The organism is Kitasatospora sp. NPDC015120 (assembly GCF_043080305.1).
Classification (GTDB): Bacteria; Actinomycetota; Actinomycetes; order Streptomycetales; family Streptomycetaceae; genus Kitasatospora.
Genome location: NZ_JBIBVJ010000010.1, coordinates 174,896 through 201,860 on the forward strand (window position 1 = coordinate 174,896; position 26,965 = coordinate 201,860).

The following is a 26,965-nucleotide window of genomic DNA, read 5'->3' on the forward strand; positions in this document are numbered from 1 at the left end:
CCCGGCCCGCCCCCGAGGGGCCGGCCGGCGGCCCGGCGCTCCTCGCCGCCCCCGCCCCGTGCGCCGCACCCGGAGCCGTACACGGCGGTTGACGCCGTGTCCACCGGCTGTGTACCGCCTCCGTCCACGATCCGCGTGCAGGGCCGTGCGGTCCTCCGCCCCGCCGCCGTTCCCACCGCCGGCCGGCGGGCGCCGGCCCGACCGGGGTCCGCACCGCCCGGCGGACCACGCCGCCCTGCGCCGTCGACGAGAGGAAAGACATGGAAGCCACGCCGCACCGCCCGGGCCCCGCCCCGTACCGACCACCACGCCCTCGGCCGGCCCCCTGGCGCCGGGCCGCCGCCCTGCTCGCCCTCACCCTCCTCGCTGGTCTCCTCCAGGCCGTCCTCCCCCCGGCCCCGGCCGTCGCCGCCGACCGGCCGAAGGCCATCGTGTCCATGGGCGACAGCTTCATCTCCGGTGAGGCCGGCCGCTGGGCGGGCAACGCCCTGACCGAGCAGGACGGTGACGTCTGGGGGACCGACCGGCGGTCGCGGTGCCGGCCGGGGCAGGACTGCGTCTACGACACCACGTCCTACGACTTCGGCGGCAACCAGTGCGACCGCTCCGACGTGGCGCCGGTCAAGGGAGCGGAGTTCGAGGACATCCCGGTGGAGCGGCGGTTCAACATCGCCTGCTCGGGCGCGACGACCGCGAACATCCTCACGGACCCGCACAAGGGCGAGAAGCCGCAGATCCAGCAACTGGCCGACCTCGCCCGCGCCTACGACATCCGGATGGTCGTCGTCTCCATCGGCGGCAACGACCTGCGGTTCTCCGACCTCATGAAGATCTGCGGCAGGGCCTTCTTCCGGCTGAACGCCCCCTGCAAGGAGGTGGAGGCGGACCGGTTCGCCAGGGAGCGGAACGTGGTGCGGGCCGAGGTCATCAAGACGCTGACCGCGATCCGCCGTGCCATGTCCGCCGCCGGCCAGCAGGGCTACCAGCTCGTGCTCCAGTCGTACCCGAGCCCCCTTCCCGGCAAGGACGACTTCCGCTACGAGGAGGGCACGCTCTCCAGCGACCGGTACCGGAAGGGCGGGTGCCCCTTCCTCGACGTGGACGCGGAATGGGCCCGCAACGAGGTCGTGCCCCGCATCACCGACATGCTGCGGCAGGCCGCGGGCTCGGTCGGGGCGAGGTTCCTGAACGTGCAGGACGCCTTCGCCGGGCACGAGTTGTGCGCCAGGACGGCGGAGCAGGCGACGGCCGCGAACAGCAACAGCGCGCCGCTGCCGATGGCGAGGGCCGAGTGGATCCGGTGGGTTCCCTACATCCCCGGGTACGGCTGGCTCGGCAACTCCCAGGGACACCTCCAGGAGGGCGTCCACCCGAACGCGTTCGGCCAGCGGGCGCTGTCGCAGTGCCTGACCGCGTTCGGGAGGGTGGCGTCCGACCGCGACGGGTACGTGTACAACTGCGCCGCCTCGGGCGACGGCATGACCGTCACCCCCGACACGGCCGCGCGGCGCGAGGGCATCGTCCGCCTGCGCAACGCCCGGACGGGCGAGATGCTGGACGATCAGGACGAGTACGTCCTCACCCGCCCCGACGACGTGGAGCGGACCGGTCAGCGGTGGCTGCTCCACAACGTGGGGTCGAAGATCTCCTTGCAGTCGCAGCGCACCGGCGGCTTCCTGGACCGCAACCGCGTCAACTTCTGGACGTACCTGGGCTCGGACGAAGCCGGCTGGAGCGTCGTGCCGGAGGAGAACGGCCGGGTCAGGCTGACCATCGGCGACTCGGCCAAGTGCCTCACCCAGGACCCGAACAACCAGGACGGACGCGGGAACTGGGTCAACGTCTTCGGCTGCTCGACGGAGCGCCTGGGGGAGATGCAGAGCTGGTACATCGAGTATCCCGGCGACATCGTGATCACCCCCCGCGACCCGGACACCGCCACCAACCCGCGCGAGGGCCAGCAGATGGAGCTGCGCTCGGCCACCGGCATGGCCATGGACCTCAGCGGCGGCGACACCACCGCCGGCACCGGCGTGCAGGCGCGGGGGCCCGACGGCTCCCCGGCCCAGCGCTGGGTCACCCGCTCGCTCGGCGGCGGCAACTGGCGGTTCGCCGCCGCAGCGGCCCCGGACATGGTCGTCGACCACAACCCGGGCCCGCACACCACCCACCTCACCCGGGCGGAGGACGGCAACGCCAACCAGGTGTGGCAGGCGAAGGGCGTCGGCGCCGGAACCGGCTGGTACACCCTGGTCAGCGCCACCGACGGCGGCTGTCTGACGGCCGGCGACGAGGGCCGGCCGCTCGCCGTGACGGCCTGTAGCGCCGGCAACCGCGCCCAGCAGTGGAAGTTCCGCGAGAACGGGACCGGCAGCGAGGTCGGCACCATCCGCGGCCTGGGCGACAAGTGCGCCGAGCCCCGCGGCGGAAGCCGTGAGGACCGGACCCCGGTGCGCCTGGCGGACTGCGCCGGATCCGACGGCCAGGTCTGGACGGTGGGTACCGACGGCACGCTGCAGTCGCTGTCGAAGTGCCTGGACGTCGACGGCGGGCGCGCCACCAGCGGCACGCCCGTCCAGCTGTACGAGTGCAATGCGAGCCCCGCCCAGCAGTGGATCCGCACGGCGCGCCAGGAGCTGAAGAACCCGGCCTCCGGCAAGTGCCTGGACGTCCCGGGCTCCGACACCACCCGGCCCCTGCAGATCTGGGACTGCAACCAGAGCCCCGCCCAGAAGTGGCGGCTGTCCGCCGGCCCGGTCGGCCAGCCCGGCGGCGGTGACGCGGGCGACCCGTTCGACGCCACCCCGGACGACCGCGGCACCAAGCCGGCCACGGCGGGGGACTGCCGCCCCGAGGGCATGACCCCCACCCCGGGCGTGTCGGCGCGGTACTGCGACGTGTACGACGGCGCCGGCCGCGAGTGGGTCGGCGACAACCGCACCCGGCGGGTGGTGGGCTACTTCAACGGCAAGCGCGTCGGTACGGCCGGCGACCCGAAGTACCTGGCGTCCAACATCCCCTGGTCGAAGGTGTCGCACATCAACTACGCCTTCGCCGACGTGCAGGACAACCGGATCAGCATCGGCGACCCGAACGACCCGGCCAACCCGGCGACCGGGATGACCTGGCCGGGGGAGAAGAACGCCATGGACGGCTCGCTGCCGTACCGGGGCCACTTCAACCTGCTGAACACCTACAAGAAGAAGCACCCGGCGGTGAAGACGCTGATCTCGGTCGGCGGCTGGGCGGGCACGCGGAACTTCTACGCGATGGCCACCAACGCCGACGGATCGGTCAACCAGGCGGGCATCGACACCTTCGCGGACTCCGTCACCGCCTTCCTGGACCGGTACGGCTTCAACGGCGTCGACATCGACTACGAGTACCCGACCGCGCTGCCCAACACCGGCAACCCGCTGGACTGGGACGTCTCCAACCCGCGCCGCAAGGGCCTCCAGCAGGGCTACAACGCCCTGATGAAGACGTTGCGCGAGCGCCTCGACCGGGCCGGCGCCGCCCAGGGCCGCTACTACCTGCTGACCTCGGCGGGCTCCTCCTCCGGCTACCTGGTGCGCGGCCTGGACGCCGGGCAGGCCCTGCAGTACCAGGACTACGTCAACGTCATGGCCTACGACCTGCACGGCTCCTGGAACAGGTTCGTCGGCCCGCAGGCGCCGCTCTACGACGACGGGCGGGACAACGAACTGGCCGAGGCCGGGATCTACGACGACACGGCCCCCACCACCAAGGACTTCCGGAAGGAGGGCTACTTCAACGTCGACTGGGCCTACCACTACTACCGCGGCACCCTGCCGGCCGGCCGGATCAACCTCGGCATCCCGTACTACTCCCGCGGCTGGCGCGGCGTCCAGGGCGGCACCGACGGGCTCTGGGGCACGGCCGCGATGCCGGACCAGGCACAGTGCCCGCTGGGCACCGGCGGCCGCGGCCCGGCCAACGCGCAGTCCTGCGGGACGGGCGCCGTCGGCATCGACAACGTCTGGCACGACGTGGAGAACGAGCGCGAGGTCGGCGCCGGGGTGAACCCGCTGTGGCACACCAAGAACCTCCAGGACGGGCGCACGCCCGGCTACCTGCGGTCCTACGGTGTCGACACCAGCCTGCCGAGCGGGCGGCTGACCGGGACGTACGCGGAGAAGTACTCGGACGCGCTCCAGGCGCCCTGGCTGTGGAACGACGCCAAGAAGGTGTTCCTGTCCACCGAGAACGAGAAGTCGCTCGACGCCAAGGCCCGCTACATCGTCGACAAGGGCATCGGCGGGGCGATGATCTGGGAGCTGTCCGGTGACTACGCCCAGCGCCCGGGCGGGGAATGGGGGATGGGCTACGACCTGACCACCCGGCTGGACAACGCCTTCCGGGCCGCCGGTGCCACCGGCAACACCAAGGCGGGCGGCCGGCCGCAGCCGGCGGAGGTGATCGACGTCAGGGCCGAACTGGTGGAGTTCCCGACCGGGGAGAAGGACTTCTACCCCGTCCAGCCGAAGCTGCGGCTCACCAACGACAGCGGGGTCACCCTCGCCCAGGGCACCGAGATCTCCTTCGACCTGCCCACCTCGGCGCCGCCCGTCGTCAAGGACAACGACTACAAGGAGCTGAAGGGCCTCGTCCCCGGCCACACCGGGCCCAACACGGGAGGCCTCCAGGGGGACTTCCACCGGCTGACCATCACCCTCGGCTACTGCGAGGACCTGGCGCCGGGCAGGTCCCGGGACATCGACCTCAAGTACTACCTCCCGGTCACCGGGCCGTCGAACGTCACCTTCCGGATCGGCGGACGCGAGTACGGTTCGACCGGTGACCAGCGCCGCGGCGTGCGGACGGTGACCCCGCCCGCTCCCGCCGCCGGCAGCTCCTGCCAGGCACCGGACTGGCAGCCGGGGCAGGTCTACCGGCCCGACGGCGGACGGCTGTGGCGGCTCTACGACAAGGGCGCCCAGGGCTGGATGGCCGAGTACGGCGACAGCCCGGCCGGGAAGCCCATGATGATCGACAACCACCCCGACGAGTCCCGGGCCCACCTGGTGGAGCTGATGGACCAGAACCCCAACCAGTACTGGCGGTTCCAGGACGCGGGCGGCGGCTTCCACACCGTCGGCAGCGGCGGCCGGTGCCTGACCGCCACGGCCGTCCGCCAGGACGTCGCCTCCCTTCCGTGCGACGGGCGGAACGAGCAGAAGTGGCGGCTGGTCCCGATCGCCGGCGACGGCAGTGAGGGCGCCCCCGGCGGGCCGAGGCACAACGGGCTGTTCAAGCTCCGTTCCGCCGCGGGCAACGACATCGAGGTCGCCGGCGGAGCCACCGGCCGGGGAACCCACCTGCTGACCGGTGACCCGGCCGCCTCGACGGCCGCGTTCGTGAAGTACCAGGGCTCCTACTGGTATGCGCAGTGGTACACCACCGCCACCCCCGGCACCGCCGAGGCCAACGGCGGCCGCCCCTGGAAGCGGCTGAGCCCGGTGCCGTAGCCAGGATCACCCCGGGCCCGGAGCCGGCCGGGCCCCCCCCCCCCCGGGCGGGGCCCCGCCCGCGCCCCCCCCCGCCCCCGGGCCCCCCGGGGGGCCCGGGGCGGCGGGGCCCCCCCCCCCCGGCCGGCCGGGGGGCGCGGCCGGCCCGGCCGCCCCCGCCCCCCCCCCCCCCCCCCCGCCCCACCCGCCCGCCGCCCACCCCCCCCCCCCCCCCCCCCCCCCCCCCCCCCGGCCCCACCGCCGTCTCCGGTGCCGCCGGTGTCGCCGGTGCCTTCGGGACCGCCCGCCCTCGGCCGTCCGGGTGGCGCGGCCGTCCGGACGGCAGCGGCACGGCCGCGGCGCGCACCCCGCTTCCTACCATCCGCACATGGAACAGCACGCTCTGTCGCTCCTTGCGGACGGTCTGAAGATCGACTGGGCCAGGATGCCGACCTACAACACGATCATGTCCGTGGCCGCCGGCGCCGGCCTGCTCCTCGTGGTCGCGCTCGGCCGCCGGTTCCTGGCACCCGGGCCGATCGCCACCCTCGACGGCTGGGCGCTGGCCTTCGGCGCGCTCGGCTTCACCCTCGTCGTCACCGGTCTGCACATGACCCTCACCTGGCCGCTCGCCGGGCAGGGCTTCCCCTTCGACAACATCATCTTCGGCGAACCCGCCCTCGCCTTCGGCGTCTTCCTGCTCTCCGCCTCCTTCTACCTCTGGAAGCGCGGCGCCGAACTGCTCGGCGAGGAGCGGGTGGCCCGCACCGCCCGGATCGCCGGGCCCGTGTCGCTGTTCGTCTTCGGCATGGGCCTCGCCTGTTTCGGCATCGCCGCCGCGGGCTGGAAGTACACGCTCTTCGCGGCCCCGCCGGAGGAGCCGATCTCGGGTGAGTTCTCGGACTGGCCGTGGCTGGAGGCGAGCTTCATGTCGGGGCTGTACGTGCTGGTCGGCATCGGCGCGCTGCTGTTCCCGTTCGCGCTGCGCCGTCCGGCCGCGTGGCCGGTCCCGGTGATCGGGGTGGCCTGGGGCCTCGCCGGGCTCGCCTTCCTCGTCTTCGGCGGCCTCAACTACTTCACCCACATCGGACTGATCGTCAACACCATGTGAGGCGTTCCGCGGCGGTCTCCTGAGGGAACGACGGTTCCCCGGCGGCCGGGGCGGGTCGTGCGGCCGGGGGCCGGTTCCCCGAACCTCTACAGTCATGTAGATTTCGGCTGGTGGCGGCCGGCGGTGCGGGCCCGGCCGAGCCGCTCCCGGGTGCTCGGTCCACCGTCGTCCCGCCGGTGGATCCGGTGGCCCGGGTCCCGGCCGCCGGCCGTACCGCAGAGACGACAGGAGACGCCGTGAGCTCGCGTGTGATCGCGAAGATCGCCCCCGCCCTCGTACTGGTCGGGCTGGTGCTGGGTGCGCCCGGCACCGCCCAGGCCGCGCCCGCCGCCCCCCGGGCCGCCGTGGCGGCCCCGGCGGTGGCGCCAGCCGCCCCGGCCGCCCCGGCCGCGGGGCCCGTGGACGCCGTGCGGCCCGCCGCCGGCACCGCACCGCTCGCGGCGGCCCCGGCGTCCGGCGAGAAGAAGAAGGGCGGCTTCTTCAAGAAGCTGGGCATCGCCGCCCTGGTCATCGTCCTGCTCATCGTGCTGTTCTTCCTCGGGCTCGTCGTGGCGATCGTGTTCGCCGTCCGCCGGATCTTCCGCCGCCGCCGCGAGGCGTGACCCGCCCCGCCCGGCCGCCGCGGGGAGCGGTGGCCGGGCGGGCCGGCCCTGCCCGGTCACGAACGGCCGGGGGACGGTTCCGCCCCGCGCCGCGGCGCCCGGTCCCCGCGGCGCGTGAGCAGCAGCGGGCCGGCCAGGACCAGCACCCCCGCGACCGCGATGGCGGCGCGGGGGCCGAGGGCGCCGGCCAGCAGCCCGCCGAGCGCGGTGAGGACGGCGACGGCCGCCTGCTGGCCGATCGACCAGGCCGACAGGGTGCGGGCGACGAGCCGCCGGGGCGTGCGTTCGAGCCGGTAGGCGGCGAGCACCGGGTTGTAGAGGCTCATGGTGACGATGATCGCCAGCTCGACGGCGATCACGGTGAGCAGGCCGGCCGTCCCCGGGCGCACGAAGGCCAGTCCGATCAGCCAGACCGCACGCAGGCTGCCGACCACCCGGAACACCCGGTGCCGGCCGTGGCGGGCGACCACCCGGGGGGCCAGCCGGGAGCCGATCAGCCCGCCCAGGCAGGGGGCCGCGAAGGCGAGCCCGTACTGCCAGGGGGCGAAGCCGAGCCGGCCGAGCAGCAGGACGGCCAGCAGCGGCTGGGTGGCCATGATCAGACCGGAGACGAGCAGGTTGTCGAGGTAGAGCGCCCGCAGCGCGGGATCTCCCAGGAGGTGCCGCCAGCCGTCGAGGACCGCGCCCGCCCGGATCCGTCCGCCGCCGGCCGGTCGCGGCGCTTCCTCCCGGCCGCCGATCGCGGTGACGCCCAGCGCGGACAGCAGATAGCCGGCCGCGTCCGCCAGGACGGTGGCGACCGGCCCGAACAGGCCGGTCGCCGCCCCGCCCAGCGGCGGCCCGAGCGCGAGGGAGCTCCAGGTGGTGGACTCGAACCGCGCGTTCGCCACCAGCAGGTCCTCCGGCCGGACCAGGGCCTTGAGGAAGGCGCCACCGGCCGCGCTGAACGCGATCTTGGCGGCCGCGACCACGGCGGAGACCACCAGCAGCTGGACGAAGCCCAGCCGGCCGAACGCGTGGGCGACCGGGATCGACGCCATGGCGCCGCACCTCACCAGGTCCATCGCGATCATCACCCGCCGCTTGCGCCGGAACTCCACCCACGGCGCGAGCGGCAGCGCGATCAGCGCACCGACCGCCGGGCCGGCCGCGGCCAGCGCGGACACCTCGGCGGGACCGGCGTGCACCACCAGCACGGCGATCAGCGGCAGCGCCCCGAACCCGAGACCGGATCCGTAGGCGCTCGCCGCGTACGCCGCCCAGAGCCAGCCGAACCGCCGGCCCAGCGCTCTTCCGCCCGTCATGCCGCACCCTCCCCGCACAAACGACTGTTGCCGGGGCAGAGCCAAGCGGGCCGTGAAGCGGCAGGTCAAACAACCGGTCCACCCGATCTTCACAACCAGGGGTTGTCCTCTAGGGTGGTCCGCCATGGACCTCGAAGCCGTACGCACCTTCGCCGCCGTGGCCGGGGCGGGCCAGTTCCAGAAGGCCGCCGCCGACCTGTCGATCACCCAGCAGGCCGTCTCCAAGCGCATCGCCGCCCTGGAGCGCGATCTCGGGGTACGGCTGTTCCACCGCACCCCGCGCGGCGCCGAACCCACCATCGACGGTCAGGCGTTCCTGCCGCACGCGCGCGAACTGCTGCGCGTGGCCGAGCGCGCGGTCGCCTCCGTGCACGCCGGGCGCCGGCCGCTGCGCGTCGATGTGATCAGTTCACGCGGCGCGGGCTCGGGCCTGATGCGCGGCTTCCACCGGGCCCACCCGGAGATCGAGCTGGACGTGCTGATGCTGCTGGAGATCGAGGCCGCCGTCGGCGCCATCGAGTCGGGCGCGATCGACGCGTCCTTCCGGGCCGTCGCCATGCCCGGCGGACGCCTTCCGGACGCCATCGAGTCCGTCCGGGTCGCCGACGAACCCCTCCAGCTGCTCACCGGCCCGGGCCACGCGCTGGCCGGCGCCCGGTCGGTGACCCTCACCGAGCTCGCCGGGCACCGGATCTGGATGCCCGGCCTGCTCCCCGGCTCCGAGTGGGCCGCCTACTACGACGACCTGGTCGCCGGGTTCGGCCTCACCATCGAGGCGACCGGCCCGAACTTCGGCTCCGACGCCCTCCTCGACACCGTCGCCGACACCCCGGCCCTGGCCACCTTCATGGGCGGCCTCACCCGTCTGGTCTGGCCCGCCGGCCACGGCCTGCGCCTGATCCCGGTGACCGACCCGGTGCCGGTCTACCCGCACGCGCTCCTCTGGCACCGCGACAACCCCCACCCGGCCCTGACCGCCCTGCGCGCCCACCTCGCCGCGGCCTCGCCCGGTCACGACGCCCCCGGCACCTGGCGGCCGGACTGGGTGGTCCCGCACTGAGCGGCCAGGGCGACGGCCGGGGACCGGGCCCCTACGGCCCGACCCGCTCGAACACGAAGGTGGACCGGTCCAGGTCGTCGAGGGCGGGCAGCACCTCGACCGGGCCGTGCACGCCCTCCGCCGGGGCGAGCCACACCACGCCCTGCCGCGAGCGGACCTCGTAGCCGCCCGCGGTCCCGTCGACCGCGGTCAGCTCCCACTCCTCGGCGTGCTCCTGTCCGACGAGCAGGGCGACCAGCGGCCCCGCCGGCGCGTTGTTCCCGATGCCGGTGGGGGCGCGCTTGGCGTACAGCCTGTGGCGCCCGCCGGGCAGCGCCTCGGCGATCCACACCGCGTTCTCGTCGTCGGTCGCGGCGAACACCGCCTTGGGCGCCAGGTCGAAGGTCTCCGTCCTGGCGCGGCCGACCGGCCGGCCGGCGTTGCGGATCCTGTAGGGACCGGACTCCAGGGTCATCGGTGCTGTCCGTCCTTCGCGGGGGTGTGCGGTACACGGACGTTCTACGCGCCGCCCGGTCCGGCCGGGCGAGGACCCGCGCGCGGGCCACCCGAAAGAGTGGCGGCCCCCCGCGGTCCGCCGTCAGACGGCATGCAGACCGTGGGCGGTGAACACGGCGCGGGCGGCGGCGGTCTGCTCGGCGGTGGGCACCGGCGTGTCGGCGAGGGGGAAGTCGAGGCCGAGAGCGCTCCACTTGGCGGCGCCCAGCTTGTGGAAGGGCAGCACGTCGACGCGGGTGACACGGCCGAGCGAGGCGGCGAAGGCGGCGACGCCCTCGACGTTGTCGATGGGGTCGGTGAGGCCGGGGACGAGCACGAAGCGGATGTGGACCTCGGTGCCGAGGCGGGCCAGGCGGCGGGCGAAGTCCAGGGTGGGCGAGAGCCTGCGGCCGGTCACCCGGCGGTACAGCGCGCGGTCCCAGGACTTGAGGTCCAGCAGCACCAGATCGGTGTCCGCGAGCAGGGCGTCGGTGGCGCGGGCGCCGAGGTGGCCGGAGGTGTCCAGCGCGGTGTGCAGCCCGAGCTCGTGCTTGAACCGGTGCAGCAGCTCGCCGGTGAGGGCGGGCTGGAGCAGCGGCTCGCCGCCGCTGACGGTCGCACCGCCGCCGGAGGCGCGGATGAAGGCGGTGTACCGGGCGGCCTCGCGGACCACCTCGTCGGCGGTCACCGGGCGGCCGTCGGCCAGGTAGCGGGTGTCGGGGTTGTGGCAGTACTGGCAGCGCAGCGGACAGCCGGCCAGGAAGGCGACGAAACGGGTGCCGGGGCCGTCGACGCCGGTGGACAGGTCCCAGGAGTGCAGCATGCCGGTCACCGGCGCGGTGGGGACGTCCTCGGTCATGGGGATCTCCCTCGGGGGGTGGTGCGCCGCCGGCACCCCGGACGTGCGGGGTGCCGGCGGCACGCGGACACGTCCTACAGCGCGTCGTGGAAGGTGCGGTTGACCACGTCGAGCTGCTGCTCGCGGGTGAGCCGGACGAAGTTGACCGCGTAGCCGCTGACCCGGATGGTCAGCTGGGGGTACTTCTCGGGGTGGTCCATGGCGTCCAGCAGGGTGTCCCGGTTCAGGACGTTGACGTTCATGTGGAAGCCGCCGACGGCGGTGTAGCCGTCCAGCACCCCGGCCAGGTTGGTGATCCGCTCCTGCGGGGTGCGGCCCAGCGCGTCCGGGGCGACGGTGTGGGTGAGCGAGATGCCGTCCTCGGCCTCCGCGTACGGGAGCTTGGCGACGGACAGGGCGCTGGCCACGTACCCGTGGCGGTCGCGGCCGTTCATCGGGTTGGCGCCGGGGGAGAACGGCTCCCCGGCCCGGCGGCCGTCCGGGGTGTTGCCGGTCTTCTTGCCGTACACCACGTTGGAGGTGATGGTGAGCACCGACTGGGTGTGCTCGGCGCCCCGGTAGGTGGGGTGCTTGCGCACCTTGCGCATGAACTCCTCGACCAGCCGCACCGCGATCGCGTCCGCGCGGTCGTCGTTGTTGCCGTACGCCGGGTACTCGCCCTCGACCAGGTAGTCGGTGACCAGCCCGGTCGCGTCCCGCACCGGGGTGACCCTGGCGTACCTGATCGCGGACAGCGAGTCCGCCGCCACCGCGAGGCCGGCGATGCCGCAGGCCATGGTGCGCCGCACGTCCCGGTCGTGCAGCGCCATCTCCAGGCGCTCGTAGGCGTACTTGTCGTGCATGTAGTGGATGACGTTGAGCGCGTGCACGTACGTCCCGGCCAGCCACTCCAGCTGCTCGTCGAGGCGTGCCCAGACCTCGTCGTGGTCCAGCACCTCCGAGGTGATCGCGCCGGTGTCGGGGCCGACCTGCTCGCCGGACTTCTCGTCCCGGCCGCCGTTGACCGCGTAGAGCAGCGTCTTGGCGAGGTTGACCCGCGCGCCGAAGAACTGCATCTGCCGGCCGACCTCCATCGCGGAGACGCAGCAGGCGATCGCGGTGTCGTCGCCGAAGCGCGGGCGCAGCAGCTCGTCCGACTCGTACTGCACCGAGGAGGTGTCGATCGACACCTTGGCGCAGAACTCCTTGAAGCCCCGGGGGAGCCGCGGCGACCAGAGGACGGTCAGGTTCGGCTCCGGCGCCGGGCCGAGGTTGTACAGGGTCTGCAGGTAGCGGAAGGAGGTCCGGGTGACCAGGGTGCGGCCGTCCGCGCCCATGCCGCCGATCGACTCGGTGACCCAGGTCGGGTCGCCGGAGAACAGCTCGTCGTACTCGGGGGTGCGCAGGAAGCGGACGATCCGCAGCTTGATGACGAAGTCGTCGACCAGCTCCTGGGCCTGCTCCTCGGTCAGCCGCCCGGCGGCGAGGTCGCGCTGCAGGTAGACGTCGAGGAAGGTCGAGGTACGGCCGAGCGACATGGCCGCGCCGTTCTGCTCCTTGACCGCCGCCAGGTAGGCGAAGTACAGCCACTGGACGGCCTCCCGGCCGGTGCCGGCCGGCCCGGAGAGGTCGTACCCGTAGGCCGAGGCCATCTCCTTGAGCTCGCCCAGCGCCCGGATCTGCTCGGCGAGTTCCTCGCGCCCGCGGATCGTCTCCTCCAGCCGCGCCGGGTCGGTGGGGGCGGCGTCCAGCTCCGCCTTCTCGGCGAGCTTCGCCCCGACCAGCCGGTCCACGCCGTAGAGGGCGACCCGGCGGTAGTCGCCGATGATCCGGCCGCGACCGTAGGCGTCGGGCAGGCCGGTGATCACGCCGGCCTTGCGGGCGGCCCGGATCTCGGGGGTGTAGGCGTCGAACACCCCGGCGTTGTGGGTCTTGCGGTACTCGGTGAAGACCTTCTCCAGCCCCGGGTCGACCGGGTAGCCGTAGGTCCGCAGCGCACCCGCGACCATCCGCCAGCCGCCGTTGGGCATGATCGCGCGCTTGAGCGGGGCGTCGGTCTGCAGCCCGACGATCAGCTCCCGCTCCCGGTCGATCCAGCCCGGGGCGTGCGCGGTGATGGTCGAGGGGATGTCGTACGCGACGTCGTGGACGCCCTTGGCGCGCTCCTCGGGGAAGCGCTCGGTGATCCGCCGCCAGACCGCGAGGGTCCGCTCGGTCGGGCCGGCCAGGAAGGCCGCGTCGCCCTCGTACGGGGTGTAGTTGCGCTGGACGAAGTCGCGCACGTCGACGGCGTCCTGCCAGCGGCCGGGGGCGAAGCCGTCCCAGGCCCCGGCCGCCACCGGGGCGGTCCGGGTCTGCTGCGAGGTGGTCATCTCGGTCTCTCCCTTCCCGGGCCCTCAGGCCCGGTCGCCGTAGTAGGCCCGGCGCATCAGCCGCTGCATGTCGGCGAGCAGCGGCATCCGGGGGTTGGCGGGCGCGCACTGGTCCTCGTAGGCGTTCATCGCCTGCTGCGGGAGGGCCACCAGGAAGGCCTCCTCCTCGACGCCCGCGTCCTTGAAGGAGCGCGGGATGCCGACCCGGTCGCGGAGGTCCTCGACCGCCGCCGCGAGCGCTTCCACGCCCTGCTCCGGGGTCGCGGCCGGCAGGCCCAGCATCCGGGCGATCGCCTGGTAGCGCTCCGGGGCCACGTAGCTCCGGTACCTGGGCCAGCCGGTGACCTTCGCCGGGGCGGAGCCGTTCCAGCGGATCACGTGCGGCAGCAGCAGGGCGTTGGTCCGCCCGTGGGCGACGTGGAAGGTGGCGCCCAGGGTGTGCGCCATGGCGTGCACCGCGCCCAGGAAGGCCGAGCCGAAGGCCATGCCGGCGATCGTCCCGGCGTTGTGCATCCGCTCGCGGGCCTCCGGGTCGTCCGCCCCGGCGGTCACCGCCCGCTCCAGGTTCTCGAAGATCAGCCGGATGCCCTGCAGCGCCAGGCCGTCGGTGAAGTCGTTGGCGTAGACCGAGACATAGGTCTCGATGCAGTGGGTGAGGGCGTCGAACCCGGTGTCGGCGGTGACGTCGGCCGGCAGCCGGGTGGTGAGGGCCGGGTCGACGATGGCCACGGTCGGGGTGAGCGCGTAGTCGGCGAGCGGGTACTTCTGGCCGGTGGCGGTGTCGGTGATCACCGCGAACGGGGTGACCTCGCTGCCGGTGCCCGAGGTGGTCGGGATGCACACCAGCTTGGCCTTCTCCCCGAGGTCGGGGAAGGTGAAGGCGCGCTTGCGGATGTCGAAGAACTTCTCCTTGAGGTCCGCGAACTCCACCTCCGGGTGCTCGTACATCAGCCACATCACCTTGGCCGCGTCCATCGGCGAACCGCCGCCCAGTGCGATGACGGTGTCCGGCTCGAACTCCCGCATCAGCTCCGCGCCCCGGCGCACCGTGTCGATGCTCGGGTTGGGCTCGACGTAGTCGACGACCCGCACCTCGACCGGCTCCCGGCGCCGGTCCAGCACGCCCCGGATCCGCTCCAGGTGACCGATCGCCACCATGGTGTGGTCGGTGACCACCACGACGCGGCGCGCGTTCGGCATGCTCGCCAGGTACTTGACGGAGTTGCGCTCGAAGAAGATCTTCGGCGGGACCTTGAACCACTGCATGTTGGTGTTGCGCCGCCCGATCCGCTTGATGTTCACCAGGTTCAGGGCCGAGACGTTGCCCGCCACGGTGTTGTGCCCGTAGCTGCCGCAGCCCAGGGTCAGCGAGGGCGTGAACGCGTTGTAGACGTCACCGATGCCGCCCTGCGAACTCGGCGCGTTCCAGATGATCCGGCAGGCCTTGACGGCGTGCCCGAACTCCTCGGTGAACGCCGCGTCCTCGGTGTGCACCGCCGCCGAGTGCCCGAGCCCGTCGAACTCCACCATGGCGGCGGCCAGTTCGACGCCCTCCCGGCGGGAGCCCGCGGTCAGCACGGCCAGCACCGGGCAGAGCTTCTCCCGGGTGAGCGGCTCGGCCGGCCCGACCCGCTCGCAGTCCGCGAGGATCACCGTGGTGTCGGCCGGCACCTCGAAGCCGGCCGCCGCCGCCACCTCGGCGGCCGTGCGGCCCACCACCTCGGCGTTCAGCTTCGCGCCCGCGCACGACACCCCGTCACCGGCCCCGAACAGGTGCCGCTCCAGCAGCGCCTTCTCCTCGGGGCTCGCGTGGTGCGCCTTCAGCGTGCGGAACTCCGCGAGCGCGGCCTCGCGGATCTCGGCGTCCAGGATCACCGCCTGCTCGGAGGCGCAGATCATGCCGTTGTCGAAGGTCTTCGACAGCACGATGTCGTTCACCGCCCGCCGCAGGTCGGCGCTGCGCTCGACGTACGCCGGCACGTTGCCCGCGCCGACGCCCAGCGCGGGCTTGCCGCAGCTGTACGCCGCCCGCACCATCGCGTTGCCGCCGGTGGCGAGGATCGTCGCCACGCCCGGGTGGCGCATCAGCGCGTCGGTGGCCGCCATCGACGGCTCCTCGATCCACTGGACGCAGTGCGCCGGCGCGCCGGCCGCCACCGCGGCGTCGCGCACGACCCGGGCCGCCTCGGCCGAGCAGCGCTGCGCCGCCGGGTGGAAGGCGAAGACGACCGGGTTGCGGGTCTTGAGGGCGAGCAGCGCCTTGAAGATCGTGGTGGAGGTGGGATTGGTGACCGGGGTGATGCCGGCGACCACGCCGACCGGTTCGGCGATCTCCACGATGCCGTCGATCTCGTCCCGGCGCACGACCCCGACGGTCTTCGTCCGGGCCATCACATGGGTGACGTTCTCGCAGGCGAAGACGTTCTTGACGGCCTTGTCCTCGAACAGGCCCCGTCCGGTCTCCTCCACCGCCAGCGCCGCCAGGCCGGTGTGCCGGGCCAGCGCGGCCAGGGAGGCCTTCTTGACGATGTGGTCGACCTGCTCCTGGGTGAAGGAGGCGTACTCCTCCAGGGCGGTGAGGGCGCCGGCGACCAGGCGGTCGACGGCGTCGTGCGGGGCGGCGAGGACGCTCGTGGGCGACGGCTTCGCGTCGTGCTTCGGGCGGGTCGACATGTGCGGGACTGCCTTTCGGGTCATCGTCCGACATCGGGCGCCGCGGGCGCCTTCGGTTCCAGGTTCCTTGCGCGGGGGCCGGGCGGGCATCCGCCCAACGGGACCTCCCCGTGGTCCGAAGGTCCCTGCTGCGGCGGGCGGCCGGTCCCGTCGCAGCCGGGTCCAGGGGTGCCGCCGCACCCGGGTTCAGGGGTGCCGCCGCACCCGGGTTCAGGGGTGCGGGACGACCGCGACCGGGGCGTGCGCGTGGTGCAGCACCGACTGGGCCACCGGCCCGAGGCGGGGCCCGGTCAGCGGGTGCTCGGGGGTGCGCCGGCCGAGCACCACCAGGCAGGCGCCGTGCGAGGCCTCCACCAGCGCCCGGCCCGGGCTCCAGGGGCACACCTCGGCCTCCACCCGGACCTGCGGGAACTTCTCCCGCCACGGTGCCAGCGCGTCCTCCAGCCGGAGCTGCTCGGCGGCGGCCATCGCCGCGCGGATCTCGGCCTGCCCGACGGGCGCCCGGGTGGCGTAGGCGTCGTGGGAGGTGGTCCGGCTCTCCACCGCACGCAGGCCGGTCCCGTGGTCGGCGGCCTGCCGGAAGGCGAACTCCAGCACGGCGTCGCTCGGCCGGTCGCTCTCCAGCCCCACCACGACGTCGCCCGCGGCGCCGCCGTCCTGCCGGTCCGTCAGGGCCCGGACCAGGACGACCGGGCACTGCGAGCGGGCGGCGGTCCGCAGGCCGACCGAGCCGATCAGCAGTCCGGTGAACCCGCCGAGGCCGCGCGAGCCCAGGACCAGCAGCTCGGCGCGCCCGCTCGCGGCGGCGAGGGTGTACGCCGGGTGCCCGGGCTGGACCTCGCAGGTGACGTCGAGGCCGGGCAGCGCGGCGGCGATCCCGTCGCAGAGGTCGGCCACCGGGGCGGGAAGCGCCGTCCCGCCGCCGAGGTCGCGTTCCAGTGCGTCGGCCTCCGTCCCCGCCACATGGATCATCCGCAGCGCGAGCCCGCGCCGGGCCGCCTCGCGGGCGGCCCACTCGGCGGCCGCCGCGCTCGGCACCGAACCGTCGATCCCCACCGTCACGTTGTGCGCCATGCCTGTGACCTCCCCGGTCCTCGGAGGTCCGCGGCACCCGGTGTGCGCGGCCCTTCCGGTGACCAGCGTCCCGCCCGGCGGGTGCCCGGCCCCAGGGTCCGACCAGCCCCGTCCGGCCGCCGAAGGTCCCGGGTCGGGGCGCCCTTCCGGCCCGCCGGGGCGGGGCGTCAACCCGGTGATGGCGAGGACAGCACTTCGAGTGAACCTCGGCGTCAAGTCCGTTTTGTTCGAGCGTGGTTGCCCAGGATGCCGGGTGGCACCCGGTTCGGGGTGCCCCCTGCCACCGGTACGGAGAGGACGGCTCGCATGACCACTGCCAGTGGGGGACCGCTCGCGTCGATCACCGACGCGACGCTCATCGACATCGCGACGAACGGCATCTGGGGCCCGGGCCTCACTCCCAGCGAGTCCGTCGTCGACCTGGCCCGGGCGCTGCTGGCGGCCCTCCGGGGCGAGCCTGGCGTCGAACTCCCGGCGGAGCTGGCGGAGTTGGCCGCCGACGTCCGGCAGGCCAGTACGGTCGACGTCACCGGCATCACGGTGCCCGGGGACGACGGCGACCTCCGGCTGTCCGCGCTCACCATCAAGCGGAACGACGGCGACCCGCACCCCGTGGTGATCGTGCCCGCCGGCTGGAACCCGTACGGATGGCTGCCCTTCCTCTACGCCTACCTCACCCTCGCCCGGCGCGGCTACCACGTGCTGGCCTACTCGCCGCGCGGCATCGGCATCCCCGGCTGGCTGTCCACCTCCGAGGGCTTCGTCGACGTCGCGGGCGAGAAGGACTGGACCGACGGCTCGGCCGTGATCGACTACGCCGAGGAGTACTTCGCCCCCACCCGGGTCGGCTTCCTGGGCCTGTCCTACGGCTCGGGGATCAGCCAGCTGGTGGCCGCGCACGACCCGGCGGAGCGGGTCCGCGTCGTCGTCGCGGGGAGCACCTGGGGCAATCTCGCCACCAGCCTCTACGACAACGGCACCCGGCACCTGGAGGCCGTCCGGCTGCTGATCGACTTCACCGGCGGCCCGCTGGAGGAGAAGTTCGACGAGGAGACCCAGGAGATCCTCAGGAACTTCCTGGCCGGCCGGGACCTGGAGACCGTGGTCGCCTGGGGCACCAGGCGCTCCCCGCAGACGTACGTGGACCGCACCAACGCCCGCGGCGTCCCGACCTTCATCTCCAACACCTGGCACGAGACCCTGTTCCCGGTCGGCCCGGTGATCGACACCTTCCAGCAGCTCACCGTGCCGAAGCGGCTGAACCTGTGGATCGGCGACCACGGCGCCCCCGAGGGCCCCGGCCTGACCGGCCTGCTGAGCGGCCTGCCGTTCCCGGGCATCGCGGTTCCGACGCGGGAGGCCTACGAGTGGCTGGATCACTACCTGCTCGACGCCGACAACGGCGTGCCGGACTGGCCGGAGGTGAGCGCCCAGTCCATGTTCACCTACCGGACCCTCCCCATCCCGGGCGGCAGCAGGCTGATCACCGTTCCGGCACGCCGGGAGCCGCTCGCGAGCTGGAACGAGTTCACCACCGCCACCGAGGCCTGGTACCTCACGGGCGCCGAGCGTTCCGTGGACGGCCGGCTCTCCGACAAGCCGGCCGCCGGCTGGTCGCGGGACTTCGAGGCGGGCACCCTGACGAACGCCGTCGCCGTGGACGCGATCATGAAGACCGGGCAGAGGGAGTGGTTCGGCAACCCCAAGTCCTACGACCTCGGGACGTTCGACCGCTCGCGGCTGCTGGTCTGGACGACCGATCCGCTCTCCGGCTCGGGCGGCGTCGCCCGGCGGATCCGGGGCGCCGCCACCGTCCGGCTCACCGTCCGCAGCAGCGTCACCGCCGCCACCCTGGTCGCGTACCTGTTCGACGTCGCGCCGGACGGCACCGCGCGGATCATCACCCACGAGCCGTACACCGCCACCGACCTGACCCCGAACGTCAACGCGGGCGTCAGCTGGCGGCTCCAGGCCGCCTCCTACGACCTGCCGGCCGGGCACCGGCTGGCGCTGGTCGTTAACGGCCGCGACCCGCTGTACTCGTACGCGAGCATGGACCTCCCCGTGGTCACGACCACCACGGTCGGCTCGCAGACCGGGCAGGAGTCCGCCCTGGAGCTGCCGCTCGGCTGACCCGCTCCCGCGCCGCGGCCGCCGGGTGCGGCCCACGGCGGGCGCTCCGTGCCCGGCACACCCACCCGCTCCGCCTCGCCGTGCCGGGCACCGGGCGGGTGGGCAGCGGTGCCGGGTCCGGGCGCAGGCGTCGCCGTCGGCGCCCCGCGTGCCCGGCCGGGGCGTGCTGGGTTCCACCGACCTCGCCGGGCTGTCCGGCGCGCCGGCTCCCGTCGGCGGGCCGCCCGTCGCCCTCGTGCGGTTCTCCCGTTGGCGGGGGAGCAGGATCGGGCCGATGGTGGGTAGGCGCCGAACCGACGGGAGGTGGACGGCGGTGGGCCGTGACGAGGTGGTGCTGGGCGGTGTGCTGGCCCGGCTGCTGGCCCGCTCGCGGGCGCACGGGCCCGCCGAGCTGCCCGGGCTGGTGCGGGAGGCGGCCCGCGGGCTGGGCGCGGACGGGGCCCGGATCTTCCTCGCCGACGTCCAGCAGCGCCACCTCGTCCCGCTGCTGCCCGGCGCGGGGGACGGCGAGCCCGAGGACGAGGTCGACGTCGAGGGGACGCTCGGCGGCCGCGCCTACCGCCTGCAGCGGACCCAGTTCTCCACCGGCTCGCCCGCGGTCGGCTGGTACCCGCTGGTCGACGGCGTCGAGCGGATCGGCGTCCTGCGGATCGAAGGCGGCGCCCGGAGCGCGGACGCGACCGCGGGCTTCGAGGCGCTGGCCGCGCTGGTGGCCCTGCTGGCGGTGTCGAAGAGCGCGTACAGCGACATCATCGTCGAGGTCGGGCGCAGGCACCGGATGAGCCTGCAGGCCGAGCTGCTCTGGGCGTTCCTGCCGCCGCGCACCATCGGCACCCGTGACGTCACCTCCAGCGCCGTCCTGGAACCCGCCTACGACGTGGGCGGCGACGCCTTCGACCACTCGGTGGCGCGGGGGCACCTGCATGTGGCGGTGTTCGACGCGATGGGCCACGACCTGGCCTCCGGCGGCGCCAGTTCGGTCGCCCTGGCCGCCTGCCGCTCGACCCGGCGGGCCGGCGGCGGTCTGGCCGACATCGTCCACGCGATCGACCGCACGCTGGCCCGGTGGATCCCGGACCGGCTGCTCACGGCGGTGGTCGCCGACCTCGACACCGCCACCGGCGAGCTGACCTGGGTCAACTGCGGCCACCCCGCGCCGCTGCTCGTCCGGGACCGCCGGATCGTCCCGGACGCGCTGGTCCGCACCGCCGAGCTGCCGCTCGGGCTGGGCTTCCACGAGAGCGGGCCGCAGCCCGTGCACCACGCCCGGCTGCAGCCCGGCGACCGGGTGCTGGTCCACACCGACGGGGTCACCGAGGCCCGCTCGGCCTCCGGCGAGCTCTTCGGGGAGCGCCGCCTGGCCGACACCCTCGTCCAGCACATGGCCGGGGGCGAGCCGGCCCCCGAGGCGCTGCGCCAGCTGATCCACGCCCTGGTCACCCACCAGGACCACGAGCTGCGCGACGACGCCACCATCCTGCTGGCGGAATGGCACCCGCACCGGGCGTAGCGCGGGGCGGCCCCGCCCGTGCCCGGCACCGGCGGCCCGGAGCGGACCACCGGCCTGCGGACCGACCGGGCCCGCACCGGCCGGGGCGGGGCAGGTCCGAACGGCCCACGCCCCTCGCCGACCGGGCCCGGGCCGGGGATCCTGCGAAGGGGGGCGGCCGAAGGGGGCGGCCGAAGGGGGAGCGCCGGACGGCGAGCGCCCGGAGGGAGAGGGCCGGACGGGGGAACGCAACGAGGAGACCGCGAGCCGAGGAGCCGACCTGTGAACCGCACCCCCGACCTCGAAGCCGTCCGGCGGGCGGACCCCGCCGAGGTGGCCCGCCGGATCGTCGGGCGCCGCGACCAGCTGGCCCTGGACGACCGCTCCCTGGCCCACCAGGCGGCCATGTCGCCCGCCTACTTCCGGTACCTGCTGGCGGCCGGCCCGGCCTTCGACCCGGCCGGGTTCGTACGCATCGCGGCCGCCCTCAGGATGACCTGGGCGGAGCTCCTGGACGACCGCACCGACGCTCCGCCGGGGCAGTCGCTGCCTCCGGAGGGCACGCCGAGGCCCCTGCTGCTGCACCTCTCGGAGCCGGAGTGCTGGCTGCTCGTGGGCACCCACGGTGTCGGCCGGGTGGGCCTGCCCGGCACCCCGGCGCCGACCGTCTACCCGGTGAACTACGCCGTCGACGGCCGGACGGTCGTCTACCACACCTCGCCCCGGGGTGCCGCCGCGGCGCCGGACGGCTCGCCGGTCTCCTTCCAGGCCGACCACATCGACGACCGGCTGACCGAGGGCTGGAGCGTGCTGATGCTGGGCACGGCCCAGCACGTCGACGACCCGCAGGAGGAGGGGCGGCTGGCCCGGCTTCCCGGCTCGACACCCTGGGCGGGCGGCGACCGCCCCCTGTGGGTCCGGATCACCCCGGACGAGGTGACCGGCCGCCGCCTCGGGCCCGGCTGAGGGCACGCCCCCGGACGGGGCCCGGCCACGGCGGACGCCGGGCCCCGGGCAGCACGCCCGGGGCCCGGCGCCCTCGCGCTACTGGTCCTCGGTCCACGGATCGGACAGCCAGAGGACCCGGAAGACCTGCTGCGGCGGATAGGACGTGAAGCCCCCGCCGTCCTGCTTGACGTCCACCCAGCCCTGCTCGCTGATCCGGGCCTTGCCCTGGTCCGCGGCATGCCCGCCCTCGGTGGCGGAGGCGAACAGGATGCGTGCTTCGGTCCACGTGGTCTGTGTCATGGTCCGACTGTCACCGGCCCCGCGGCGCCCCGCCACCCGGTGTGGGCCGGGTGGCGGGACGACGACGCGGCCGTGGGCCCGGCGGTCAGCCGCCGATGGCCCGGAGGATCGGGCCGCCCAGGGTGCCGAGCCAGCCGGCCAGGGCGGAGATCGGCCCGATCAGGCCCGTCCCGGCGGCGACGAGTGCGCCGGCCGAGCTGAGCAGGCGGGTGACCCGGCCGAGCCGGCTCGCCACCTCCTCGCGGTCCGGCTCCGGGCGGGCGGCCTCGGTGTCCAGCGCGTCGAGCTCGGAGCGGACCTCGGGCGCCACGGCGCCGGGCAGCGGGGCCCGCTCCACGGCGGCGCGGAGTTCGCCGAGGAGTTCCCGTACGTCCTGCCCGTCGGCCGTGAGGTGGCCGCTCTGGCCGCCGTGGACGACCTGGTTCCCGGCGACGTTGTTGACCACGCCGCCCTGCTGGCTGCCGATGTTGAAGACCATGATGCTCCCTTCGCCGGGGATCCGGGCCGCCTCAGCCGGACGGCGACGGGTTCGCGTCGAGCCGGCGCGCCTCGTCCTTCTCGTACCGGCGCTGGCGGATCACGGCCCGGATCATCACCGCGCCGCCGACCACCAGCAGCACCACCCCGGCCACCCCGATCACGAGGCCGGCGTTGTGCGCGATGTGCCCGATCCGCTCGGCCAGGGTGTCCGGGTTGGCCCGCTCCCAGCCGAGGTAGGCGCTGCCGACCAGGGCGAGCGCCAGGCCCGCGACCAGCACGTGCCGGGCCCAGAGCCGGGCGGCGGCCATCTTGCGGAAGAAGGTCTCGCGGCGGGCCACTTCGAGGTGGTCGTCGCGGTAGATGTAGTTGACCTGGTCCCGGCCGATATTGCTGAGGTTCCCCTCCGCGATCTGCCGGTCGACGTCGAAGCGGGAGGCCGCGTCGAACGTGTTCCGGCCGACGTCCTCGACGTTCGGCTCCGCCCGCTGCCGGCCGGCGTCGGACCGGGGCTGCGGCGTTCCCTCGGGCCCGGGGGCCTTGGGGGGCGGGACGTCCAGACGCGGCAGCGGTGTCAGGGGCGCCCGTGCCTGCGGCGGCGGGGGCGGCCCGACGACCGGGGGCGGCGGGGGCGGCGGAGGCGTCTCGGACGGGGCGGCCGGGCCGGGCCAGGCCGGTCCGGGCGGCTTCTCGGGGCGCCCCCGTTCCGGAGGCGTCTCCACCCGCGCCGCCGCGGGCCCGGGCGCCGCCGCGTGCACGGGCTGCGCGAGCGGCTGCGCGGCCGGCTTCGGGGGTGGTTTCGGGGCGGGCCCCCGCGCGGCCCCGGCGCGCTCGCGGAAGGCCGCCGGCGCCTCGGCCGTGACCGGCGTCGGGCCCGGCGGCTCCCGGGCGGAGCCCGGCGCCCCGGCGACCTCGGTCACCGCGGCCGTCGGCTCCTCGTAGTGCACTTCCAGCGGTCCGAAACTCAGGACGTCCCCGGTGCGCAGGATCTGCTGCCCGAGGACGCGGTGGCCGTTCAGCTTGGTGCCGTTGGTGGAGCTCAGGTCTTCCACGGTGGTGTGCCCGCCCGCCCACCACACCACGGCGTGGCGCCGGCTGAGCAGCGGATCCACCAGTTGCAGCCGGCAGGTGGAGTCCCGGCCGACCAGTAAGGGTTCGTAGTCGAGTTCGTACACCTGGCCGCGGAGCCGGTCAGGGCCGTCGACGATCAGACGGGGTAAGGCCTGGTCCTGCGAGGGCGGGCTCATGGCACGACCTCCTACCGGGGTGCGACCGGGGGGAACCGGTGGGCCGCCGGGGGCGGTGAAAACGCTTCGCCGCCCGCCGGCTCGAATGCGTTCACTTCCAGTAAAGGCCACTTCGGGCCCGGAGCACACCCCCGTTCGGCCATTGCCGCCGACCGGATGCCCGGCAGGCCCGCCGTTCCGGGCCCCGGGCCGTCAGCTGACGGCCCGCAGGACACGTCCGGGCCGCGGGACCCGCCGACGGAGCGGTACGATGAGAGCACTGTCCGTGACGGTCGGGAGGTCTCCCATGAGTGTGACGAACCGGTACCGGGACGCCTGGGAGGGCTTCTGGCGCGACGCGCCCGAGGGCGAGGGCTCGGTGATCTGGGACGCCGGAGCGGCCCTCACCGCCGAACGCCACCTCGCCCTGTTCGCGCCGTACCTGGCCGACCCGGACCTGCCGCTCGTCGACCTCGGCTGCGGCAACGGCACCCAGACCCGCTTCCTCGCCGGCCGCTTCGCCCGCGTCCTCGGCGCCGACCTGTCCGCCGCCGCCGTTGAGCTGGCCCGGCGCGCGGACCCGGGGGAGCGGGCCGCCTACCTCCGGCTGGACGCCACCGACCCCGCGGCGGTGCGGGCGCTGCACCGGCGACTCGGCGACGCCAACGTGTACCTGCGCGGCGTGATCCACCAGAGCGACCCGGCCGACCGCGCCCCGGTCGCCGAGGCCGTGGCCACGCTGCTCGGCACGCACGGCCGGGCCTTCCTCGTCGAACTGTCCGAGGCGGCCAAGGGCGTCCTCGGCGCCCTCGCCCGCGACCCGGCCGGCCCGCCCCCGAAGCTGCGCCCGGTGTTCGCCCACGGCCTGGCCCCGGCCGGGGTCGCCGACGCGGCCTTCGGCGAACTCCTCGCCGCGGCCGGCCTGGCCGTCCTCGGCTCCGGTGAACTCCCGCTGGCCACCACGGAGTTCACCTCGGAAGGCGAACGGATCGAGCTGCCCGCGCACTGGATGGCGGTCGCCCCGGACGGCGCGCGGCCGTCCTGAGCCGCGCCGGCGCGGCGCCCCGGTGGACCGCGCCGGTGAACCGCGGGGCGGGTCCGGTACGTCCCTTCAGGCATGACCGTTCTGCTGCCCCTCCCACCGTCCCGCCTCCCCGCGCGGCCCGTCCGCGCGGCGATACCCGCCGCCCTCGCCCGGCGGTCCGGGTGAGGGCCCGGGGCCCCGGCGCCCTCCGCGGACGCACGGGGTACGCGGCGGTCGCGCTGGCGGTGGTGGCCGCCGTGACGGCGGGGCTGCTGTGGTGGAAGCCGTGGGCCGCCGAGGAGCCGTCGTCCAAGCCGCTGGCGTTCACGACGGCCGCCGGCGGGACCGCGCAGTCCGGGACCGGCGGGAAGCTCTACCGCTACAAGGTCCGGGCGGAGGACGGCCTCGGGATCGGCCCGGACCAGTTCGCCGCCGAGGTGGACAAGATCCTCGGGGACGTCCGGCGCGGCTGGGCGGCGGGCGGCGGATTTTCGTTCCAGCGGGTGGCCGCCGACCCGGTGGACTTCACCGTCTACCTCGCCACCCCCGGTTCCACCGACCGGATCTGCGGCCAGTACGGCCTGGACACCGGCGGCTGGGTGAACTGCGCGGCGAACCGCCAGGTCGTCATCAACCTCAAGCGCTGGACCGAGCTGTCGGAGTTCTACACCGGACAGCCCGAGGAGTACCACGCCCTCGCCGTCAACCACGAGGTCGGGCACATCCTCGGCCAGGGCCACGTCGACTGCCCCGGCGCGGGGGCGCCCGCCCCGGTGATGATGCAGCAGATCAAGGGACTGCACGGCTGCGTGCCGAACGGCCGGCCGTTCGGCGAGGACGGCACCCTGCTGACCGGCCCGCCGCTTCCCGCGGCCACGCCCCAGCCGTGACCGCGCGGGCCGGGGCGGTCCGCGCCCCGGCCCGGTCGCCGGCCTACACCCGGGCCCGGTCGCCGGCCTGCGCCACGCCCTGCGGGAGCCCGGCGTCCAGGGCGCGCAGGATGTCCTCGACGCTCTGCTTGGCGTCGCCGAAGAGCATCGCGCTGTTCTCCCGGAAGAACAGCGGGTTCTGCACCCCCGCGTAGCCGGAGGCCATCGACCGCTTGAACACGATCACCTGCTCCGCCTCCCAGACCCGCAGCACCGGCATGCCGGCGATCGGGCTGGCCGGGTCGTCCATCGCGGCCGGGTTGACGGTGTCATTGGCCCCGATGACCAGGACGACGCCGGTGGCGGCGAAGTCGTCGTTGATCTCGTCCATCTCCAGGACGATGTCGTACGGCACCCTCGCCTCGGCGAGCAGCACGTTCATGTGGCCCGGCAGCCGCCCGGCGACCGGGTGCACGCCGAACCGCACCTCCACGCCGCGCTCGCGCAGCCGCCGGGTGAGCTCGGCGACCGGGTGCTGCGCCTGCGCCACCGCCATGCCGTAGCCGGGCGTGATGACGACCGACTTGGCCTGCGCCAGCTGCCGGGCCGCCTCCTCGGCGCTCACCTCCCGGTGCTCGCCCTGCTCCCCGCCGCCGCCCGACGGCGCCTCGATGCCGAAGCCGCCGGCGATGACGGACAGGAAGGAGCGGTTCATCGCCCGGCACATGATGTACGACAGATAGGCGCCGGAGGAGCCGACCAGCGCGCCGGTGACGATGAGCAGGTTGTTGTCGAGCAGGAACCCGGCGGCCGCCGCGGCCCAGCCGGAGTAGCTGTTGAGCATCGAGACGACCACGGGCATGTCGCCGCCGCCGATCGAGGCGACCAGGTGCCAGCCGAGCGCCAGGGCGAGCACCGTCACCGCGATCATCAGGCCGAGCCCCGGGCCGGCCGTGAACCAGACCGTCAGCGCCGCGAACGCGCCCAGCGCCCCGATGTTCAGCGCGTTCTTGCCGGGCAGCATCAGCGGGCGCGAGGCGATCCGCGCGGAGAGCTTGAGGAAGGCGACGATCGAGCCGGTGAAGGTGACCGCGCCGATGAAGATGCCGATGAACACCTCGGCGTGGTGGATGGTCAGCAGGTCGGCGGGGACGGCGCTCTGGGCCGAGCCGTGCGCCTCGACCTCCAGATAGCTGTTCCAGCCGACCAGCACCGCGGCCAGGCCGACGAAGCTGTGCAGGACGGCGATGAGCTCCGGCATCTGCGTCATCTCGACCTGCCGCGCCCGCCACAGCCCGATCACGCCGCCCAGCGCCATCGCGAGGACGATCAGCGCGACGGCGCCGGCGGTGATGCTCCGCGACGCCACCACCACCGTCGCGACCAGGGCCAGGGCCATCCCGGCGATGCCGTAGACGACGCCGGCGCGCGAGGTGCGGTGCTGGGAGAGCCCGGCCAGGCTGAGGATGAACAGCAGGGCGGCGACCAGGTCCGCGGCGTGGGCCGCCGTTGTGGAGGTCATC

The 26,965-nt window shown here is 74.4% G+C and carries 19 protein-coding genes; 9 read left to right on the plus strand and 10 right to left on the minus strand.

The features are described from left to right. Positions 1 to 260 precede the first annotated feature (260 nt). The 3 genes from ACF1AK_RS22890 to ACF1AK_RS22900 all read left to right on the plus strand — a co-directional run bounded on the left by ACF1AK_RS22890 (position 261) and on the right by ACF1AK_RS22900 (position 7,181). Positions 261 to 5,489, plus strand: a complete 5,229-nt coding sequence (locus ACF1AK_RS22890) for a glycosyl hydrolase family 18 protein (RefSeq protein WP_391500662.1) — start codon at positions 261 to 263, stop codon at positions 5,487 to 5,489. A 367-nt stretch (positions 5,490 to 5,856) separates the two neighbouring features. Continuing rightward, a complete protein-coding gene (locus ACF1AK_RS22895; protein WP_391500663.1) occupies positions 5,857 to 6,579 on the plus strand; it encodes a DUF981 family protein in 723 nt (240 codons plus the stop codon). A 236-nt stretch (positions 6,580 to 6,815) separates the two neighbouring features. Then, entirely contained in the window at positions 6,816 to 7,181 is a 366-nt protein-coding gene (locus tag ACF1AK_RS22900) for a hypothetical protein (protein WP_391500664.1), read from the plus strand. 56 nt (positions 7,182 to 7,237) lie between these two features. Here the strand turns inward: ACF1AK_RS22900 and ACF1AK_RS22905 are convergent, their stop codons facing one another. Further along, entirely contained in the window at positions 7,238 to 8,485 is a 1,248-nt protein-coding gene (locus ACF1AK_RS22905; RefSeq protein WP_391500665.1) for an MFS transporter, read from the minus strand. A gap of 124 nt (positions 8,486 to 8,609) precedes the next feature. Between ACF1AK_RS22905 and ACF1AK_RS22910 the strand changes: the two genes are divergently transcribed. Further along, positions 8,610 to 9,545, plus strand: a complete 936-nt coding sequence (locus ACF1AK_RS22910) for a LysR family transcriptional regulator (protein WP_391500666.1) — start codon at positions 8,610 to 8,612, stop codon at positions 9,543 to 9,545. 31 nt (positions 9,546 to 9,576) lie between these two features. Here the strand turns inward: ACF1AK_RS22910 and ACF1AK_RS22915 are convergent, their stop codons facing one another. From ACF1AK_RS22915 to ACF1AK_RS22935, 5 genes are all read right to left on the minus strand, one after another. Further along, entirely contained in the window at positions 9,577 to 9,999 is a 423-nt protein-coding gene (locus ACF1AK_RS22915) for an I66 family serine proteinase inhibitor (RefSeq protein ID WP_391500667.1), read from the minus strand. 123 nt (positions 10,000 to 10,122) lie between these two features. Then, positions 10,123 to 10,878: a pyruvate formate-lyase-activating protein gene (gene pflA / locus ACF1AK_RS22920; protein ID WP_391500668.1), complete on the minus strand. Its 756-nt coding sequence runs from the start codon at positions 10,876 to 10,878 to the stop codon at positions 10,123 to 10,125. A gap of 74 nt (positions 10,879 to 10,952) precedes the next feature. Beyond that, positions 10,953 to 13,229: a formate C-acetyltransferase gene (gene pflB, locus ACF1AK_RS22925; RefSeq protein WP_391500669.1), complete on the minus strand. Its 2,277-nt coding sequence runs from the start codon at positions 13,227 to 13,229 to the stop codon at positions 10,953 to 10,955. A 24-nt stretch (positions 13,230 to 13,253) separates the two neighbouring features. Next, on the minus strand, positions 13,254 to 15,902 hold the full coding sequence (gene adhE, locus ACF1AK_RS22930; protein ID WP_391500670.1) for a bifunctional acetaldehyde-CoA/alcohol dehydrogenase: 2,649 nt from the start codon (positions 15,900 to 15,902) through the stop codon (positions 13,254 to 13,256). Between the two features lie 210 nt (positions 15,903 to 16,112). Beyond that, positions 16,113 to 16,976: a universal stress protein gene (locus ACF1AK_RS22935; RefSeq protein WP_391500671.1), complete on the minus strand. Its 864-nt coding sequence runs from the start codon at positions 16,974 to 16,976 to the stop codon at positions 16,113 to 16,115. A 306-nt stretch (positions 16,977 to 17,282) separates the two neighbouring features. Between ACF1AK_RS22935 and ACF1AK_RS22940 the strand changes: the two genes are divergently transcribed. From ACF1AK_RS22940 to ACF1AK_RS22950, 3 genes are all read left to right on the plus strand, one after another. Next, positions 17,283 to 19,109 (plus strand): CocE/NonD family hydrolase, encoded by a 1,827-nt coding sequence (locus ACF1AK_RS22940; RefSeq protein WP_391500672.1) that lies wholly within the window; start codon positions 17,283 to 17,285, stop codon positions 19,107 to 19,109. A 313-nt stretch (positions 19,110 to 19,422) separates the two neighbouring features. Beyond that, a complete protein-coding gene (locus ACF1AK_RS22945) occupies positions 19,423 to 20,619 on the plus strand; it encodes a PP2C family protein-serine/threonine phosphatase (protein WP_391500673.1) in 1,197 nt (398 codons plus the stop codon). 261 nt (positions 20,620 to 20,880) lie between these two features. Next, positions 20,881 to 21,564 carry a pyridoxamine 5'-phosphate oxidase family protein gene (locus ACF1AK_RS22950; protein WP_391500674.1) on the plus strand — a complete coding sequence of 228 codons (684 nt, stop codon included), beginning with the start codon at positions 20,881 to 20,883 and terminating at the stop codon, positions 21,562 to 21,564. A 78-nt stretch (positions 21,565 to 21,642) separates the two neighbouring features. On the opposite strand, the gene ACF1AK_RS22955 is transcribed toward ACF1AK_RS22950, so the two are convergent. From ACF1AK_RS22955 to ACF1AK_RS22965, 3 genes are all read right to left on the minus strand, one after another. After that, positions 21,643 to 21,846 (minus strand): hypothetical protein, encoded by a 204-nt coding sequence (locus ACF1AK_RS22955; RefSeq protein ID WP_391500675.1) that lies wholly within the window; start codon positions 21,844 to 21,846, stop codon positions 21,643 to 21,645. 85 nt (positions 21,847 to 21,931) lie between these two features. Continuing rightward, entirely contained in the window at positions 21,932 to 22,324 is a 393-nt protein-coding gene (locus tag ACF1AK_RS22960; RefSeq protein ID WP_391500676.1) for a hypothetical protein, read from the minus strand. Between the two features lie 31 nt (positions 22,325 to 22,355). Beyond that, the gene (locus tag ACF1AK_RS22965; protein WP_391500677.1) at positions 22,356 to 23,570 is read right to left on the minus strand and encodes an FHA domain-containing protein; all 1,215 of its coding nucleotides are present in this window, start codon (positions 23,568 to 23,570) and stop codon (positions 22,356 to 22,358) included. A gap of 286 nt (positions 23,571 to 23,856) precedes the next feature. On the opposite strand from ACF1AK_RS22965, the gene ACF1AK_RS22970 reads away from it, so the two are divergent. Together ACF1AK_RS22970 and ACF1AK_RS22975 are read left to right on the plus strand one after the other, a co-directional pair. Beyond that, positions 23,857 to 24,594: a class I SAM-dependent methyltransferase gene (locus ACF1AK_RS22970; RefSeq protein ID WP_391500678.1), complete on the plus strand. Its 738-nt coding sequence runs from the start codon at positions 23,857 to 23,859 to the stop codon at positions 24,592 to 24,594. Positions 24,595 to 24,755: 161 nt separating this feature from the next. Continuing rightward, entirely contained in the window at positions 24,756 to 25,463 is a 708-nt protein-coding gene (locus ACF1AK_RS22975; RefSeq protein WP_391500679.1) for a DUF3152 domain-containing protein, read from the plus strand. Positions 25,464 to 25,506: 43 nt separating this feature from the next. On the opposite strand, the gene pntB is transcribed toward ACF1AK_RS22975, so the two are convergent. Beyond that, positions 25,507 to 26,964, minus strand: a complete 1,458-nt coding sequence (gene pntB / locus ACF1AK_RS22980; RefSeq protein ID WP_391500680.1) for a Re/Si-specific NAD(P)(+) transhydrogenase subunit beta — start codon at positions 26,962 to 26,964, stop codon at positions 25,507 to 25,509. Between the last annotated feature and the right edge of the window lies 1 nt (position 26,965).